Consider the following 18,645-nt stretch of genomic DNA (forward strand, 5'->3'; position numbering starts at 1 on the left):
AGGTAAACAACCTACTACACCGTTCAGGAGCGCTCCAACAGCTGTTCTATGTCATCGGTAAAATCTGAAATCGGCTGGTTACTTTTCATCAAAACCTGAGCGTTGCCTTGCCCATCGAACCCATAGATTGCAGAACTGTGCGACACCGCATAATTACCTTTGGCGTCAGCTTCTCCATACCCATAGGTGGCTCTCATTCGCTTCACCAGATCAGACAATTGAGCCTGAGTACCGGTGAGCCCGGTGAACTGGGGGCCGAAAAAACCGGTATAGGCGTTGAGTTTTTCGGGGGTATCGCGGTCGGGGTCGACACTGATAAACAACACTTGAACGTCATCCTGTTCGGCAACCGGTAACGCCTCTATGGCGCTCGATAAGCCTTGCAGCGTGCCCGGGCAAATATCCGGACAATTCATGTAGCCAAAAAACACCAGACTGGCTTTTCCCGCATAAGCCTGTTCGGTCACCGCTTCTCCGGCGTCCGAGATCAGTTCGAATTCAAGATCCGGCATCACCCCTTCAATGTTCGACCCTTTCCAGGCAGCGTCGCTACCACCACAGCCTGATAGCAGCAGCGTCAACGCAGCCGATAAAGCGAGTCGCTTGATGTTCCTCACGATATACCCCTATTTGCCCATGAATTGTTCAGTGCGCCGCTGTTCATCGTCGCTGGCCGACTGGTGCAGCAGCCGCCGGAGTACGACGACCATGATCAGCACACCCATCATGGCCGGTGGAATCCAGGTGAACAGTCCGCCCAGCACCTGATCGTCGATCGGTGCAATGGGCCAGGCTCGGCCACAAATTTCGTAAATATCGAAAAGAATATCCGGAGCCCCAACGATGTAGGCACCCAGAGCCAATTGCGGCACAGTGGCGACCCAGATCAACAGAATACGTTTGCCAAAGCCCAGCGTGCCCGACTTCACCGGCGAACGCGGGTCGAGAATCAGCCACCAGAACAGCAGACCATCGATGAACATCGACCAGTTCATCAGCAGGTACAGTGGCTGGCTCAGCATGGCCCTGAAATGAATATCGGGTGTTAACCAGAAGAAGATCAACCCCGCGAACAAAAAAGCAGCCAGTGGCGGGAACTGAATGACCCGATAGGGCCACTGAACCCAGCCCGATTGCAGCGCCCGGGCGATGGCACTTTTAACGGCCCCTTCCGGGAAGCCCGCGGCCAGCGCCTTCCAGGGGTTTGAGCCCATCAGCAGTATCGCGGCCACGTGATGCAATGCCAGGTGTTGAATTCGGTGAATAAAAAACATGAACTGGGCGTAGTAGTCGAACCTTGTATGCATCACCGCATAGGCGAGCGATAGACCCAGCCAGAACAACACGGAACGCCAGACAGGCAGGGGATCACCCGAGCGTGCCAGAACTCGCTGCCCGCGAGCGTACAACAGACTGGTACTGCCAAAAAACAGCACCGCAATCCAGGAGAACTCGTAGGGCAACAGAATGGTTAGCAAATCAGGCACGTCATTCCTTCGATAGCAGTCATCAGATATCGGGATCGGTTCAATCCCACAGCGCCACTGAGCCTACGGTTTGCCTGAAGTGCGGTCAACCAGGCGGGCATTAATCCGCCGCCGAGTGAAATTGATAGAGTGCGGGCTTCGGCGGGTTATCAACGCTTCAAACCCGCCAGGAGCCAAACCGGTGCGCCAACTCGCCTCAGTTACCTGCGCCCGCTAGGTTCAATACCCAACTCCGGCATACCGAACACCCGACAGCTCAGCGATGTCCCGTTTCCAACTGGTGAGGTCTTCGGGGTCGAAGTCGGCCAGGCGTGCATGGCCACAGGCGCGGGCCAGTACCTGCATCAGTTCAACACTGGCGCCCAGGTACCGCGCGAGTCGTTCGGCACTCTCATCCACGTTCAGGCGGGCTCGCAGTTCCGGCTTTTGAGTCGCGATTCCGGCCGGGCAATTGTTCGTGTTACACATGCGGGCTGCTACGCAACCGACGGCTTGAATGGCGGAGTTGGCGATGGCTACGGCGTCTGCTCCCAGAGCCAGGGCTTTGACAAAGTCTTCCGGCATACGCAGCCCGCCGGTGATGACCAGGGTGACATCACGACCGACGGTACGATCGAGATGGCGCCGCGCACGGGCCAATGCCGCCATGCTGGGCACGGATATATGGTTGCGGAAGATCAGCGGCGCCGCCCCGGTGCCGCCGCCTCGCCCGTCCAGAATGATGTAGTCGGCACCGGCTTCCAGGGCAAAATCGATATCGGCTTCTATGTGGTTGGCCGAGAGTTTGAACCCGATCGGAATGCCGCCGGTGCGCTCACGCACTTCATCGCCCACGGCTTTAAAGTCAGCCGGTGTCACCAGGTCGGTGAACGTTGCCGGAGAGATCGCATCCTGCCCCGGTTTCAACCCTCGCACTTCGGCGATTTTGTCGGTCACTTTGTTGCCTGGAAGGTGACCCCCGGTGCCAGTCTTCGCCCCTTGCCCGCCTTTAAAGTGGAAGGCCTGTACCCGGGCAACGGTGTCGATGTCCCAGCCAAACCGGGCTGACGCCAATTCGTAGAAGTAGCGAGAGTTCTCGGCTTGCTCTTCCGGCAGCATGCCTCCCTCGCCAGAGCAAATGCCGGTGCCGGCCAATTCAGCGCCTTTGGAGAGCGCCACCTTGGCTTCCTGTGACAAGGCGCCAAAACTCATATCAGAGACAAACAGAGGGATATCCAGCACCAGAGGTTTGCGCGCCCGGGGGCCTATCACCGTGCGCGTCTCGACGTCGACGTCATCCAGCAACGGCTTGCGGGCCATCTGGGCGGGCAACAGTTGCAGATCATCCCAATGTGGCAGGTCTTTACGCGGCACGCCCATGGCCCCCATTTCGCCGTGATGCCCCAACTTGCTCAAGCCATCGCGGGCGAGTTCATGAATGCGGGCAACGGTGGGCTCTTCCGGGGTTGCTTCGGCTTTGGGAGCACCGGACTGGATCATCGAAGGGGCTTCATCGCCTTTGGCATAGTCGGCCAGTTTCTTGTGGGTCCCGTCGCAAAAGGGCTGGTCACCGGTCGACTTGCACTGGCATAACCAGGCATCGCCAGAAGACTCTGCCTTGAAGGTGACCGGCGTTATGCCGGTACCTTTGTGAGAACCGTCACAAAATGGTTGGTTGGACGACCGCCCGCAACGGCACCAGGTGTAGGACTCACCTGCTTTGAGTTCGACTTTGGCGGGTTTTTTATCGGCAATAATAGGGTGTTCAGACATAGAGGGCTCCAGCGCAAGTATCGGGTTCACGTCAATAAAGACTAGACGATGATCACGGCACGTGCGCTGAACCCTCGCGGGCAACGAATCAATTATTTACTCACGCCTTTCAGCAAGTATTGCTGTCAGCGGTTCTTGAGGCTCTTGTCTTTCTTAACCTGTCGAACCAGCTTACCGAAAGCCCTGTATCGCTGCTTGCGTTCCCAGGGTGTCTGCTGCGCGTTGACAGTCTCTCTTCGCAGCTTCAGAAAACGCCCAAGCCGGGCAGAGTCGAGAGATCCCTGTTCAACGGCCGCTGCTAATGCGCACCCCCGGTCACCCTGGTGCTGGCAATCATTGAACCGACACTGCCGGGCCAGTTCGACGATGTCATCAAACAGCTGATCGACGCCTTCACTGGCGTCCCCAAGTCGCAGTTCTCTCATACCGGGCGTGTCCACGATCCAGCCGCCATTGGGCAGTCGCACCATCTGACGAGCGGTGGTGGTATGGCGGCCTTTGGCGTCCTGCTCGCGAATGCCGGCGGTGCTGAATTGGCCGTCGCCCAGCAAGGTGTTCGTCAGCGTGGTTTTCCCCACTCCAGACGACCCGAGAATGGCCACCGTCTGCCCCGTGGCTAACCAGGGCTTCAGCAACTCGGCGGCGCTGTCATCAAGCGCATTAACCAGCACTACCGGTGTGTTGGCTTGCAGGGATTGTGCGGCCTCCCGGTAATGGTCTGCTGTATCGCTCAAATCGGCCTTCGTCAGTACCATGACCGGCATGGCCCCGGCATTCAGCGCCAGCGCCAGGTAGCGCTCAAGCCGTGCCTTGTTAAAGTCGGCATTGCAGGAAGACACGATAAACAGCGTGTCTATGTTAGCGGCTAACAGTTGCGGTTTTGGCTCAGTCCCCGAAGCCACACGCTGTAGCAAGGTCTGGCGGGTTAACACCACCAGCGATCCCGGCACATGCGGCTTCAGCCAGACCCAGTCGCCCACGGTCGGCCGCTCATCAATGGGCACTTCATGCCAGCGCTTTTCAAGGGGTTCGTGCCAGTGTGATCGTTCGCCGCGCAGTTGCAGCCGATCTCGATCGACACCGAGGATGCGGGCAACAAGGCCACTTTCCAGTTGCTCTACTGTGAGTGTTTGTTGAAATAGCGGGCGCCAGCCAAGCTCTGCCAGCGAGATAGGAGTATTCATCGATTTCCATGCCTGTATTGAGTCTGGCACAGGTCGCAGTTACGACGTTGCCCAGACAATAGCTGTCCAAACGCACATCAAACGGGTACGTCACGGTGAAGCAGCGGTAGGCGAGACGGGAAATCAACAAATGGTGGCAGTAACAGAAGCCACCAGCCTGATGTATAGCCAATCAGGGTTTACGGCGTTAAATCAGTCCCGAATCGCCGTGCAGACAATTGCCACTGTGGTTGAAGTAGACATAAAAAAGCGGGACCTCCTGTTTGGGGTTATCGGCTGGACAAGCGTCCAGCACCACGAATTTTGCCACAAGAAGACGACCTATCATAGCGAAGGTTGTCGGGCTACCTGGTCGGGTTTGACCACGCTCCCAGGCAAGCAAGAATTAAGGAGCCTCTGAACAAGTCAGACGTTGACGCCACAATTGTATGGGTGTGTTTGTTGAAGCCCATCCTGAGTTACCCGTGTGTGAGGGTCCTGCAGAGTCAGTTAAAGCCCTAACCCCCGGCTACAATTGAGTCGGTTCGAGGCGATATCGACCCAGAAGTCACCCTGAAAGCGGGCCTCCAGACGACCGAGTAAACGATTAAATTCCACTGGGCTTGTACTGGCCAGATAGTCATTAACAACGGTTCCACTTATTGCCCCCGTCAGCTGGCGAGCGCCCGGTTCAACCAGACCAGCCGTGCTGCCCTCGTCCAGCATGTTGTGTCGGGTCAATGTCAGCTCCAGAGTTGAAATGGGTGGCAGATTGCTCTGTGCCGGGTCTATCGGTGCCGGATTATTCCACACCATTTGACGGCCTGTTTTCGTGCTGTCTAACCCGGTGCTCTCGCTGATACTGTAGGTGCCCGTGGCTCCGGCTGGTATCGCCGGGTCAAGGGTGAAGCTCATGCTTCCGGTGACACCGTTTGACAAATTCAGCCCTGTTAACGCTCCGCTGTCGTTAAAATCGATCGTCAGTACATCGTTTGTCATGTTGTGGCCGAAATCACCCTCGGCCCGACCATTCCACCAGCAGGTGCAATCGCCAGTCGTCAGTGTCACCTGGTCGGTGCGATCCGCGTCGGTTGGGTGAGTGGCCGTTACCGTCACTGAGCCCTCGCCCGTCGCTTCTACCACACCGCTGGAAACCAGTATTGCCGGACCACTGACCGACCAGTTTGCTGGCAAGTGATCACTCGTATCCGGGTCAATGGCGGTAAACACTTGTTGATTGCCAACGGATAGGCAGGCACCGCCAGGCTTGATTAGTAACTGAGGTTGGCTGCTAATGACGGCCATGGTAGTAAGGCGTTCTGGCGGGCTGTCAGCTCCGCGTCCACGCACACCATCACGCGATTCGGCATACAGGGTCACGAAGAAATTCTCGGGCAGGTCTATTTCCTGCTCCGGCGCCGTGTAACGGTAGGTATAGACGCCCGTGTCTTCGCCGCTAATCACAGCGTTAAACACACCTAACGAGGAATCCAAATCAAACAGCTCTGAATCATTGAGACTAACGTCGGCGGCGTTACTGACGGTGATGGTAAATTCGACCTGCTGACCGGGCTCTTCAATGCGGATCACATTGGGTGATTTGGTCACTTGAATGGCCGTACCACTGATTTCTCCGGAACCGACAGGGATGGGCGGATGCCAGGGCCCGAAATCAAAAACATCTTCTTTTGGTCCTGCCCTGAGTACTGTTGGAGCTTGCTCCTGACCAAAGAACACTGTCTCGTCCAGATCAAATCGGAAATTATTAAATCGGGTCTCCAACTGTTTGAACACGATGGGCCCGCCCGCCAGGCCATCCAGCTCAAGATCTACCCAGCGTTCCGGGTCGGTTCCATTCAGGTTAACCGTCCAACTGAAATAGGTTCGTTTGCCCACGAAATCATAACCTTCGTACAGACTGCCGAGGGTGTTACTAATCGCCTGTTCAGCCAGGTCGGAGTCCTTAAACCGTTCCGACAATTTTTCCGATACCTTTCCGGCGACTTCGTCGACAGCGATGCTCATCAACTCACCGGCCAGATCAATGGCATCGCTGGTGACGAACGCATTCACCCCCGTGACCAACATGGCCGGTGATGCGGCATCCTCTTGAGCGACAACACCTGAAGCCGGTGACAGTTCGAGCTCTATATCGATCATGCAACAAGGTGCGAAGGCTCGCACCATACGAAACGAATCGTTGGCGTATCCGGCAATGCTAACGGCCATATCGGCGGTTTGCGAAAGAGCGACAACACTTGTTGCACCCTGAATGCCGGCCGGGCCCGAGGCGATCATTGAGGCAGCCCCAATCACCATGACAACGTCTTCTGTAATGTCGATTCCCAGTTGTATGTCACGTTGCAGGCGATACATTTCTCCGTAGCGATCCATCCAGTATCTCAGCGAGTTCGGAGAATTGATTTCAACAGGTGAGGGCAGCATCAGGTCTTGCAGCGGGTCGGCCAGAGTGGAGCGTGTGGTCGGTTCAAAATTGCGCCCTGGTGTCCCGCCAAACGAGCCTGATCGCAGGTCTGGTGCCGTGCCTGCAGAGGCGGCCAGCAACGGCACAACCTCGTCGATCAAATCGCTATTTTGCTGAACAAAGGCAGTACGCTGACGAAGGCCGGTTTCCGGTGACCAGTGAGCCAATAGCCGGTTCATAACTTGGCGGGTGTGATCATCAAATGCCTTCTGGCGCAGGCCATTGGTATTATCCGGATTCCCGATGGCATGGTAAGCCCGAATCAGCGGCAGGTATTCGGCGCGCACACTGGCGGGCGTATCGATCATCGCTTGCAGGTCTGCCGGATAGTCCAACCCGTATGCTTCGGTAACGGTCTGCAACAGGGATTCCACTTCATCCAGCACTGAATTCAACGTAATGTCCGGGTTCGCCTGCGGCAGGGCCCCTACCGCGAGGTTCAATACACGGCTGTAACTGGCACCGTCGGTCAGCCGTAACGCCAACTCGGCTCCGTCCGGGTCGGCCAGGGGTGCTGACAGCCAGTAACGAGGTGTGTCGTCGCCATCACCGTCTTCACGGACCACAGCCGCAAAACCATTTTCACTGCTGTTTTCCGGCACCACGACCTGAGCATCCGATTGCAATCGGTATTCGATGTACAAATCTGCTTCTGTGACGGAGGCTGGCACGTTGTTGAGTTCGACCCGGGTCAGCGGCGCGACCTCGGTTTGTCCCAGAGTCACAGCTGACAAATCCAGATCGTTTTCGGTTATGGCCGCTACAGCCAGTGGTGTTACCGTCTGGTCGGTCGACGAACCCGAAGAGCTTGAACTGTTGCAGCCAACCACCCCAAGTGTCACTGATAAAACAACACCCGCTACCCACCGCAGCTGCATTATTGGACCTCCAACTGGGGAATACGCCACACACTTATTGGTCCTGCAAATTCAGCCGCTGCGGTAAACCAAAGTTGCCCGCCCACCTCAACCAGGTTGTCGATAATGGTGAAGCTCCCGTTTATCGACTGAGTCTGCGCCGGATCACGGCCTACAAAATACAAACGCTCGCGATCATCATCGGTGATCCAGACGCCTCGTTGCGAATCTGCAGAGAAGAAGTGCGGTGGCCCGCTTGGGGGCGCATCAGTCGGCAAACCACTGATCTGCAAGGGTGCCGTGTTTGCTGCCGACCCATCGGTCAGCCACCATTGGCGGTCGCCGGGAGCTAGAATTGACGACTTGAACAACAAGCGATCGCCCAGGGCATTCATATCGAGATTGGCGGCTTCACTAATCGTCGTGAAATACCCATCACCCAGGCCAGGTACCCAGACCAGGCTGACGTCGCCGGACTCAGTTGCTACTGCTAATTGCCGAGCTGACTGAAAGGCTGGTGGATTACGATCTGGATCCCAGGGACGGGTAAAAAAGAAAACACTCTCGCCCACCCGAATGGGGTTAGAGGCCGTCTGAAAATCACTTTCATTTTTAGTGCTCGGGTCGGGATCAAACAGACGAATCGGGTCAGACACGCCATCCGTTCGCCACAGCGCTTCGCCATCATTGTCTTTGGCCGTAAAATAGAGGTAATCGCTGGTAACCGTCAGGTTCGAGGGCGCGCGTTGGTCTATAGTAAAATTCGGTATCGTCCAAAACGGTTCAACGTCCAGAGTTTCTGCATCAACTTTCAGTAATCGCCTGCCAGTACCCAGCGTCTGGGATATAAACAGGTCTCCATTAAAACCGATCACCCTGAGGCCAACACCCCCGGTAAAGGGTGTGATATCGGCCAGTTGACGGGCACCTCCCGAGGCTGCTTCATCAATCACATAGAAGCGATCAGTATTAATGTCTCCTGATGTGTAGGCAACAAAACCAACAACGCCATCGAGTTCAACAAAATAACGGGGAATCGCAATGTCGTGCACCTCGCTATCCACCAGGCGCCGGGTTCCTTCGGCCGTGCCATCGGTTACCCAGATGTCCGTTGGAGACAGACTTCCCTCATCGCGCTGCGCGGTGAAATACAACTGATCATTCACATTAAGGGTTTTGGTAAGACCGGCTTGCAACGACAGGTTCAGCGGTTCATAAACACTGCCTCCTGGCTCCTCGACAGCAATGTACTGAGTCGATGCCTCGCTACCGAGCGAAGACCAGAACACGGCGTCCGTTGAGGTTCCCGTAATCAGTGTATAAGCGCCTGCACGATTCAAGTCTCTCGGCTTGTCGGTGCCAAAGAAGGTTTCTTCGACGACTTCAACGGCGTCTCCAATATCGGCATTTTCCGGTACCAGCGGCACACCAACCTGCACGCGGGAATACACCGGTGCGTCGCCGGAGCGTTCACCTTCAATCTGCAACCAATACCGGGCTGAGGGAGACAACGCTTCGAGCGTCAGGGGCGAGCTGACATCGGGCCGATAATCACCGGAAGTGAGTGCACTGCATTGGGCAAACTGGTCGTTTATGGCTTCTCTGGCCAAACACAAATTGATGGTTGTAAAACCACCCCCTGTGGTGGTCCAGCTCAGCTCGAGCCCGGAGGTGGTATTGGTCACGTCCAGATCAATACTCGCGGCGACAGGCTGAGGGTCACTTGGGCCGGGGTCGTCGTTTGGATCCGGGTCGGTTTGTCCGCTTGCGTCACCGCTGGAATCGGATGAATCGTCGCTGGAATTGCCTTCTGAGTTGCAACCGGCGACGGCCAGAATAAGACTCACCCACACCGGGATAAGCCAGCGAAACACAGCGTGTGAATTAACCAGACTCATGGCTCACTCCTCTTCAACCAGTCGCTTGAACAGGCGGTTGCCCATGCCACGCATCAACTGGCCCTGTGCGAGCTCAACCGTGTCGTAGACAACATGCGGCGCATATTCGGATTCCCAGTTGAGGCCATCGGGGCTGGTCCATAGGGTGTAGTCGCCGGTGCTGTACATATAAAAAGTGTTGTCGCTGACCGACAAAGCACCGCCTAGAATGTCAGCGCCCTCGGGAAAACGAGCGGACTCCCAGGTGACACCGAGATCCGTACTGACATAGACCCCATCCTGCACATTGGTGCTGCTAGGGCTTACCACCAGTGCTTCGGCACTGGCGACCACGGTTGACAGGTTGCCGTCGGCCGTAAACACCTTTGACCAGTCGAGGCCATCGGCGCTGCGGTAGACGTTGCCACTGAAATTGACCAACACGTAGTTGTGCCCATCGTGCACGATGCGACTCATACCAAGAACCGGCGTATTTCTATCCAGAAACTCACAATCGGTGACCAGGGTACAGACCACCACATTGTTGTTGGCGATGGCCACCCAGCCATCAATTGTGGCCGCGACGGAGTCAAAGCCCATAGCGGTGCCAGGAAAATCGGGCTGTTCGATGCCATTCTCGACCGTCCAGTTCACGCCATCGGGGCTGCTGGCCATAAACCCGCTGCCCACGGCCACATAGCCAGAGCCCGAAAAAGCCAGATCAGCGATCGCGCCACCGCCAATGACAGTGGCACTTGTCCAGGTAGCGCCATCATCTTCCGTGTGCCACACATCGCCGTCTTCCCTTCCGATCAGGATGTTGCCGGAATCGTCCTGAACCATGGCGGTAAAATCCGCTCCGCCCAATGGGGTTTCCTTCAATTCTTCGAAATCGTCTCCGGCTCGGGCGCGCAGCAAGCCACCCTTGGTGCCAACGGCAAGAAGCGAGTCGTTTCGGGTCGCCATCGACGCGATGAAGCCAAAACTGCTGGTAATGGGCTGGGTCCAGTTTGGCGCATCCAGCTCACGCAGGTGGATATTGCCGTCTATGTCGCTGACCCAGTAGTGGTCGCCGAATTGTGTAACAGCGGCAAAAGTAAAACTGTCAAAAGCGCTGCCCTGAAAAACGTAGTCGAAGTCGTCGGTGTCTCGGTTCCAGGTGATGCCGTTGGCACTGGTTGCAAACCCTCCCAGGTTGTTTCCGCCAACGCCAATGAACTGGCCATTTTCGTACTCAAAGGCACGGACCGGTGTTGTCCCCGAGATATCACCCGTCACCGGCGCCCAGGTCGAGCCGCCATCTTCACTGTAATAGGCCCCGTTGTTGCTGCCACTGACCAGTGTCGAACCCTGGTTTGCAAGCGCGGCAGAGCCTTCCAACTCATCATTATTGGCCAGCGTCCAACTGGTGCCATTCGGGCTGGTAGCGACGAAGTCACCGCCTGCACTGACCGCGATAAAGTTATTGCCCGTCCAAACCACATCGTTTAGCCGACCGGGGTCATCTGGCATCTCCGCGGGTTGCCAGTCAGCCCCGCCATTGGTGCTGTAGGCAATCAGCCCTTCAACACCGTTCAGGCCACTCTCACCAACGGCAACAAAGGTGTTCGCGCCATTCCAGGCGATGTCTGCCAGAACGTCCGCCGGAAAGTGCCTCACCGTCCAGTTGTCGCCCGTTGGTGAGGTCATGTAGGTACCGTTGGTGCCCACCGCATGGAATTGTTGCCCGTCGGAAATCACTGATTGAAGACTGTAGTTTTGCGGCAACGGGTGTATCCAGCCCCAACGGCCTGCAGCGTCGGACGAGAACCCGGCATTCACCACACCCGAGCCTGACCCATCGGTGCTACTGCCGGAGCCGCCATCCGTACCACTGCTTCCTGAACCCGTGCCGCCGCTGCTGTCACCGCAACCGGCTAATAAGGTACCCAGCACGATCACGGCGGGGACAGCGAAAGAATCTCTGGAATGTTTAATGAGGTGCATGATAGGTCTGTCCCTGTCTATTTTTTACAAAGGCACAGCCTACGACAGCCCATCCGCGTCTGTTATACGGCAAATGCAGTACAGCGTGTTCGCTGATGTTTTTTTGTACAGGCTGTGCTAGATTTGAACGACCGTTCAGGATTCATGGGGCCAGGGAGCGCCCACATTCAGGATTTCGGGAGTTGGCAATGCTGTCTGGCTGGAGTGATTTTTTACTGGAGGTGCACCATGACAGTGCGCGGCTTTCAGCCGCTGATTTCCAGCTAACCACACTGCAGCGCATTCGCGAGCATCTGGATTTCGACTTTGCGATCTGGGGCGAAGGCGACGGCAGCAGCCGGGAATTGCACACCGCCACCGTACTGGACCAGACACCGGATTTGTTCGAAACCTGGGAGCCGGTCAAGCATGAAGACCCTTTTGCCAATCTGGTGATCGGTAACACCGGGCAAACCTGGGCGTTATCCGAAGTACCCCGCATGTTCCATTCCAAGGCCTACAACGAACACTGGGGTCGCTATCACGCGCGTGAAATGATCTCGACCATGCAAGTTGACTCCCAAACGGGCCTGCATGTTTTCGTTACCCTGGCCCGTGAACGCAACCAATCAGACTTTTCAGAAGCAGAGCGCCAGTTCAAGGCGCTGGTTACCCGCCATTTGTTTCTGGCCGCGCACAACAACGACCGGGCCTGTGTCAGCGAAGCACAGGGGCACGCGGCGCTGATTGATCGTTTCGGCATTCTGCACGCCAATGACGACCGGTTCACCGCATTGCTTGTCGAAGAATGGGGCCCTGGCGCTCGCCGGCGAATTCCTGCGGCGGTCATCGAGTCTCTGGCCGTTGCGGGCTGCTATACCGGCCAGAGCCTCGAACTGACAGCCGAGCCATTGGGCACCCGCTGGATGATACGGGCACGGCCGGTAAACCCCTTGCCGCTGAGCCCGCGCGAGCAACAGATTGCGCGGCAGTTTGCAGCGGGTCGAAGCTACAAACAAGTCGCCCAGCAACTGGGGATCGCCCCGGGCACCGTGCGCACCCATTTGACCCGAATCTACGAAAAGCTGGGCGTGCGAGATAAGGGGGCTCTTGCGACCCGCCTGACCCGTGAGAACTGACCCCCAACCCATAGCACTTAGCCTTCCAGTTAGTTGCCTCCTCGTTTATTGTGGCTCCTATGTGATCGCTATAGCGTTCACACCCGGTATGGAACCCATTCGTTAAGGAGACACCCATGTCAATTGAAGTTGGCGGCTTTTTTGGCCTGATTTTGCTCATTTGCGTGATCTATGGCATTTTGACGACCTCACAGAGCAGCGCCGGAACTGGCACCAAAGTACTGTGGATACTGATTCTGCTGCTGATTCCCTTTATCGGGTTTATTCTCTGGTTTCTGCTTGGACCCAAGCGCTAACCTCAGACACAGCGAATCCCGAACCCCTTAATAGCCCGTTATCCAAGAGATCAGTCTGTTGACCAGTTACCTGTTAATTGCGTTTGTATTCCTGTGTGCTGGCGCCTTGGCGGTGCCACTGGCGACTCGCTTGGGGCTGGGGTCGGTGTTGGGGTATCTGATCGCAGGTATCCTGATCAGCCCGATACTGACGCTGATGCAGGTCGACGTCATATCATTGCAACATTTTGCCGAATTCGGCGTTGTGATGATGCTGTTTCTGGTAGGCCTGGAGCTGCAGCCCAAAAAGCTCTGGACCATGCGCCATCGCCTCATCGGTTTGGGCGGCCTGCAAGTTGGCTTGTCGACACTGGCTATCACCGGCATCGCACTGGCGCTGGGCCAGCCCTGGTCGGTTGCGCTGGCGATTGGCCTGGTTCTGTCGCTGTCATCCACTGCCATTGTTTTGCAGACACTCAATGAAAAAGGCCTGTTCAAGAGTGATGGGGGTCAGTCGAGCTTTTCCGTTCTGCTGTTTCAGGACATCGCTGTTATCCCCATGCTGGCACTGCTGCCACTGCTCGCCATTGCAGGTCTCGACACGGGAAGTGCCACGCATGCAGCGGATGACCATGGTGCCACGCTGAGCCTGGTCGCAAACCTCACTGGCTGGCAAACCGCGCTGGTGACCTTGGCGGCAATCGCTCTGGTCGTTGTTGCCGGTAATTATCTTACCCGCCCGATGTTCAATTTTATTGCTCTGGCCCGCCTGCGGGAACTCTTTACCGCGGCGGCGTTACTGATCGTGATTGGCATCGCCCTGCTGATGTCTCTGGTGGGTTTGTCGCCGGCACTGGGTACGTTTCTGGCCGGTGTCGTGCTCGCCAACAGCGAGTATCGGCACGAACTGGAGTCTGACATTGCACCGTTCAAGGGCCTGTTACTGGGGCTGTTTTTCATGACGGTGGGCGCCGGCATCAATTTCGGCCTGCTGGGCGAACACTGGTTGGTTCTACTGGCTCTCACCACATTACTGATTCTGGTAAAAGCTGGCGTACTGATGGTGCTGGGCCGACTGTTCAACGTAACTGGTGCGGATCGCTGGTTACTGGCGCTGGGGTTGGCACAGGCCGGTGAGTTCGGTTTTGTCCTGATTTCGTTCACCGTTGCCAGCGCTGTCATTCCACCCGCGATTGCCGACCCGCTTTTGCTGATCGTGGCGCTGTCGATGGTGATAACTCCGGCCCTGTTCATTGCCTACGACCGCATCATCGTGCCACGATTTGAGCACGGCCAGGAAGACAAGATGGATGACATCACCGATCATGGCGACGTGCTGATCATCGGGCACGGGCGTGTCGGCGGCATGGTCAACCGGATGTTGCGTGCCGGTGGTGTGGAAACCACCGTTGTCGACTTCAGCTCCTCTCAGCTGGAATTGCTGCGAGCCTTTGGTTTACGCGTATTCTTTGGTGACGGTACCCGGCCCGACTTGCTCAAGGCAGCCCACATCGAAGACGTTCGAATGGTGGTCATCGCCATCGACGACAAAGACAAAATTACCGAGTTGGCACGCTACATCAGCGCCACCTACCCGTCTGTTCATATACTCGCCCGGGCCATCGATCGAATGCATGTATACGATCTCTGGTCGGTTGGGTGTCGCGATATCATTCGAGAAACCTACGACAGTTCGTTGCGAATGGGCCGCTCTGCCTTTGAAGCCCTGGGTTATGATTCAGCCACCGCTCGCACGATGGCCACCGATTTCGAGTCTATCGATCGCGCTTCCATGGTCGAACTTGCCAGTCTGTACGACATCAACAAGCCCATTGCCCAAAACGAGGCCTACATTGAGCGAGTAAAAACGTTGATGGAAGAGTGGGAACAACAGCTCAAAAAACCCAAAGAGGATCAACCGGACAGTCCCGGGTAATGCCCCGGGGAGAAACCTGGCTGATGAGCGCCGTTCGTCGAAATGGAGCCAGACAACATTCTACCAAGGCTCATTGGAATGCCCGGGTAGTGACACCGTGTCGAACCAGTAGCTGTCCATGATTTCCACCAGTTGCCTCAGCATGTCGAAGCTGGGCGGGTACTTTATGACCGTATTGACGCCACGGTGGTAGAGCGCCCGGGTAGACTCCCTATCTTCTGATTCCTGAAATGCCACCACGGGCGTTAACGCATAACGGCGAGTTTTGCGCAGGTCAGCAACGGTCTCTAACGTCAGTTTAATGTTATCAAGATAGGCAATCAGAAACAGATCAACAGACCCCGTCGTACTGGTGAGTAATTCAGAATCAATAAGTGACTGATGATAATCATTCATTGAAGCGTGACTTAGAAAATGGTGTGACATACAAAAACTGTCGAGCGCATAGTGAATGCGCCCAGTCGCCGAGGGATCATCGGACAACAGGAGGATAGTCCTGCTGTTGTCATCTGTTCGCTCATGCGTCATGAATTACCATCCTATTCCAGTCGTTACGCATGCACATCGATGTATACATTCCATCTATTCGGTACCCGCGCCACTATCTGATTTTGCACCCCGGGGCGAATTCATTGAAACGCTTAACAAGCTCTTGGCAACCGTTGCTGTAACCGGCTTGTAATACAGGTAGCCCTGACATATCCGACACCCCTGCAGTTGAAGCTCTGCCTTTTGCTCAACGGTTTCGACACCTTCAGCCACCACCTCAAGACCAAGCCCCTGAGCCAGCGAGATGATTGACCGGGTGATTGCGGGCTCGCAAATGCCAGGCGCGTCGTGACCGGAGACAAAGCTCTTATCGATTTTAATTCGATCGAGTGGAAAATCGCGCAGGTACCGCATCGACGAATACCCTGTGCCAAAATCATCTATTGCAATGCCAATTCCGGCCTTCTGCAGGGCAGTCAGTGCCGCTGACAGTACAGGCCCACTTTCAATAAGTGCTTCCTCTGTCAGTTCAATTTCAAGCAACCCCGGCGCAATCTGATAGCGCTGCACGCAGGTCAGTACCTGCTCAAGAAACCCCTGATACTTCAATTGCCGGGGTGACACGTTGACAGAGATCGGCTTAACGTTTCCATCCTGGCGCCAGTTGTATATTTGGCGACACGCTGTCTCCAGTACCCACTCCCCTATTTGTACTATCAGCCCACAACGAACGGCGACAGGGATGAAGACATCCGGGCTAACGATTGTGCCGTCTGGCTTATTCCATCGAATCAGGGCTTCGAAGCCAACAATGGCCTCTGTGTTCATATCCATTTGTGGCTGATAGTAGAGTTCAAACTCATCTTTCTGAAGCGCCGTTCGCAGTTCCTTCTCGATTTCCAGACCATCAATCAGGCGGGCTTGCAGGTAATCGGTAAAGAAGTGGTAGCTTCCCGCACCTCTGGATTTCGATTCGTATAACGCCATATCCGCTTTTTGCATTAATTCGATGGCGACTTTTCCGTTTTCCGGAAACAGGGCGATGCCAATACTCACGGTTATGTCGAGCGTATTATTGTTAACAGGTGCCGGGCGTGACAGTTCCCGGGAAATTTTCTCTACAATCTGCGTGACATCACTCTCACTGGAAATATTATCGAGCAACACGGTGAATTCGTCTCCGCCAATTCGGGCAACGAAGTCACTATTACGAACGGTGCGGCGCAATCGGCTGCCTATCAGTGTGAGCAACAAATCCCCAACATGATGACCAAGGCTGTCATTGATGTCTTTAAACCGGTCGAGGTCCAGAAAAACCACCGCGAGACGGTTACCGGTTCGTTCTGCGCGAGCGATCGCAAGCTCCATATGCTCTTCAAATATATTCCGGTTTCCCAGGCCAGTTAGCGGATCCCGGCGCACCAGTTCCGCAATTTTATGCTCCGCTTGCTTGCGTTCTATCGCATGCCGGATACTCCGGTCAAGCAAAGACGCTGATACTTCCTCTTTTGGAATAAAATCAGCCGCGCCTTCTTTCATCAACAATTCATCGAGCTCTGGTGAGTTGCTACCCGTCATGACAATGATGGGCCTCTGCAGTTGAATGACTCTGGCTTGCTGCAACAACTCCAGCCCTGAATGGGCACCCAGAAAGTAATCCAACAACACAAAATCAAAGTCATCCTGGTACAAAGCCTCTGAGGCTTTTGAGAAATCGTCGATGTGACGTATCTGGTAGCTGAATCGCTGACTCTTAGCCAAAGACTCCTGGATCAGTATGTAGTCAGCCAGGTCGTCCTCGATCACCAAACCTCTGATGGGCATTGCGTTCATAACAATCCTTTTGTTGGGAACCCGGCATGGTCCACGAACCAGTACTGGTACAGTGTTTTTACGATGTCTTCAAGTTGAGTCATATTTTCTGGCTTTGAAATGTAGGAATTGGCTTTCTGCTCATAACACCGGTTAATGTCTTCAGGTGAACTTGATGTTGAAAAAATGATGATTGGCACATCCGACCAGCGAGCGTCGCTCTTAATTTCCTTTAAACAGGCACGACCGTCCTTACCGGGCATGTTCAGGTCAAGCAGAATCAGTACCCGGGGCGCCAAAGGGTCGAGATTGGCGACAAGATCCGGCAAACCTCGCATCAATTCATCACCGCTGCTGAAGCGAACAACCTGAAGTGGCAGTTTCACTCTCTGCACCGCAGTCTTGACCAGTAGAAAATCTTCCGGGTCATCATCGACAACAACGAAAACCGGCCATGGCTTAGAATTCATACAGAGTCTCCTGTTGGTGCTTTACCGGGAGCCTAACGATGAAACGGGTGTAGTGATTTTCCTGACTCTCAGAATGAATACTGCCATTGTGCCGATCCACAATTTTCCTGCATATTGCCAGCCCCATCCCCGTCCCCGCGTATTGGGCTCGGCCATGCAAGCGTTTGAACACTTCAAATATCTGCTCTGAGTACTGATTGTCAAAGCCGATGCCATTGTCTTCCACGGTAATCTGATAAGTACCTTCATCAACTTTCTTGCCGGTGACCCTGATGTCGAGGGGTCTGTCGGGGTGACGATACTTCAAGCTGTTAGACAAGAGATTTTGTATGAGCTGCCTGATCTGGCTCGGATCAGCCTCCACGGATATCAGGGGTTCGGTAACTACGGTCGCATTGCTTTCATCAATGGTCAGTTGCATGTCTGAGAGCACGTCCTGCAACAGCCTATTCAGGTCTGTTTCAACAAATTGCATGCCATGCGACGTAACCCGGCTATAGGACAACAGACTGTCCAGAAGTTCCCGCATGCGTTCGGCAGCATCGACCACGTAGTGCGAAAACGACTTTCCTTCGTCGGTTAACTGGCCGTAGTCGTCGCTAAGCAGGAGGTTAGAAAAAGAGGCTCTTCGTAAAACTCTGTGGAACCCTATGGCAGCATATCCAGCTTCCCACAGTGAAACAGTATGCTCGTTCTAAAGCCTTCGAAAGAACGATAACCTCGAGCATTGGACTTTACCGTCTGAATCTTTGAGTTTAATCCCTCGGCGACGGCATTGCTGATCCGGTGATCGAAGTAATTCAACAAGCCATTTTTATGCGCTTTTAGCATTCTGGCCACTTTCTTGATGGGCTCCAAACGGCAACGAATAGCCCAGCTGTACCACTTCTCAAAATAGCGTTTCGCCCAACCTTTACTGTGGTAGTCCCAAAAGGGTC

Annotated in this window: 15 protein-coding genes; 3 read left to right on the forward strand and 12 right to left on the reverse strand. The window is 55.2% G+C overall.

Going from position 1 to position 18,645, the window contains the following annotated elements; translation table 11 throughout:
- Positions 1–23 precede the first annotated feature (23 nt).
- From G565_RS0116750 to G565_RS0116785, 7 genes are all read right to left on the reverse strand, one after another.
- Entirely contained in the window at positions 24–617 is a 594-nt protein-coding gene (locus tag G565_RS0116750; protein WP_245584206.1) for an SCO family protein, read from the reverse strand.
- A 9-nt stretch (positions 618–626) separates the two neighbouring features.
- Positions 627–1,487 carry a cytochrome c oxidase assembly protein gene (locus tag G565_RS0116755; protein ID WP_028671920.1) on the reverse strand — a complete coding sequence of 287 codons (861 nt, stop codon included), beginning with the start codon at positions 1,485–1,487 and terminating at the stop codon, positions 627–629.
- A gap of 219 nt (positions 1,488–1,706) precedes the next feature.
- Positions 1,707–3,239 (reverse strand): glutamate synthase-related protein, encoded by a 1,533-nt coding sequence (locus tag G565_RS0116760; RefSeq protein WP_028671921.1) that lies wholly within the window; start codon positions 3,237–3,239, stop codon positions 1,707–1,709.
- A 125-nt stretch (positions 3,240–3,364) separates the two neighbouring features.
- Positions 3,365–4,423: a ribosome small subunit-dependent GTPase A gene (rsgA, locus tag G565_RS0116765; RefSeq protein WP_028671922.1), complete on the reverse strand. Its 1,059-nt coding sequence runs from the start codon at positions 4,421–4,423 to the stop codon at positions 3,365–3,367.
- A gap of 489 nt (positions 4,424–4,912) precedes the next feature.
- Complete coding sequence (locus G565_RS0116775; protein ID WP_028671924.1) at positions 4,913–7,765, reverse strand: hypothetical protein; 2,853 nt, start codon at positions 7,763–7,765, stop codon at positions 4,913–4,915.
- Positions 7,765–9,642 (reverse strand): hypothetical protein, encoded by a 1,878-nt coding sequence (locus G565_RS0116780; protein WP_028671925.1) that lies wholly within the window; start codon positions 9,640–9,642, stop codon positions 7,765–7,767. The genes G565_RS0116775 and G565_RS0116780 overlap by 1 nt, the downstream gene beginning before the upstream one ends.
- Positions 9,643–9,645: 3 nt before the next feature.
- Positions 9,646–11,607: a beta propeller repeat protein gene (locus tag G565_RS0116785; protein ID WP_028671926.1), complete on the reverse strand. Its 1,962-nt coding sequence runs from the start codon at positions 11,605–11,607 to the stop codon at positions 9,646–9,648.
- A gap of 188 nt (positions 11,608–11,795) precedes the next feature.
- On the opposite strand from G565_RS0116785, the gene G565_RS0116790 reads away from it, so the two are divergent.
- The 3 genes from G565_RS0116790 (at position 11,796) to G565_RS0116800 (ending at position 14,936) form a co-directional block, all read left to right on the forward strand.
- Entirely contained in the window at positions 11,796–12,725 is a 930-nt protein-coding gene (locus G565_RS0116790) for a helix-turn-helix transcriptional regulator (RefSeq protein ID WP_028671927.1), read from the forward strand.
- 116 nt (positions 12,726–12,841) lie between these two features.
- Positions 12,842–13,021 (forward strand): PLDc N-terminal domain-containing protein, encoded by a 180-nt coding sequence (locus G565_RS0116795; RefSeq protein WP_028671928.1) that lies wholly within the window; start codon positions 12,842–12,844, stop codon positions 13,019–13,021.
- A gap of 58 nt (positions 13,022–13,079) precedes the next feature.
- The gene (locus tag G565_RS0116800) at positions 13,080–14,936 is read left to right on the forward strand and encodes a monovalent cation:proton antiporter-2 (CPA2) family protein (RefSeq protein WP_028671929.1); all 1,857 of its coding nucleotides are present in this window, start codon (positions 13,080–13,082) and stop codon (positions 14,934–14,936) included.
- A 60-nt stretch (positions 14,937–14,996) separates the two neighbouring features.
- Here G565_RS0116800 and G565_RS0116805 read toward each other — a convergent pair whose 3' ends face one another.
- From G565_RS0116805 to G565_RS0116825, 5 genes are all read right to left on the reverse strand, one after another.
- Positions 14,997–15,332 (reverse strand): response regulator, encoded by a 336-nt coding sequence (locus G565_RS0116805; protein ID WP_157600124.1) that lies wholly within the window; start codon positions 15,330–15,332, stop codon positions 14,997–14,999.
- A 186-nt stretch (positions 15,333–15,518) separates the two neighbouring features.
- The gene (locus G565_RS24590; protein ID WP_051208144.1) at positions 15,519–17,258 is read right to left on the reverse strand and encodes a putative bifunctional diguanylate cyclase/phosphodiesterase; all 1,740 of its coding nucleotides are present in this window, start codon (positions 17,256–17,258) and stop codon (positions 15,519–15,521) included.
- A complete protein-coding gene (locus G565_RS0116815; RefSeq protein ID WP_028671931.1) occupies positions 17,255–17,707 on the reverse strand; it encodes a response regulator in 453 nt (150 codons plus the stop codon). The genes G565_RS24590 and G565_RS0116815 overlap by 4 nt, the downstream gene beginning before the upstream one ends.
- Positions 17,697–18,128, reverse strand: coding sequence for a sensor histidine kinase (locus tag G565_RS24595; protein ID WP_169579667.1), 432 nt, complete (start codon positions 18,126–18,128; stop codon positions 17,697–17,699). Before G565_RS24595 ends, G565_RS0116815 begins: the two co-directional genes overlap by 11 nt.
- Before the next feature lie 227 nt (positions 18,129–18,355).
- A partial coding sequence (locus G565_RS0116825) for a transposase (protein WP_028671932.1) occupies positions 18,356–18,645 on the reverse strand: 290 nt, incomplete at its 5' end.

It is taken from the genome of Saccharospirillum impatiens DSM 12546 (genome assembly GCF_000423605.1).
Taxonomy (GTDB): Bacteria; Pseudomonadota; Gammaproteobacteria; order Pseudomonadales; family Natronospirillaceae; genus Saccharospirillum; species Saccharospirillum impatiens.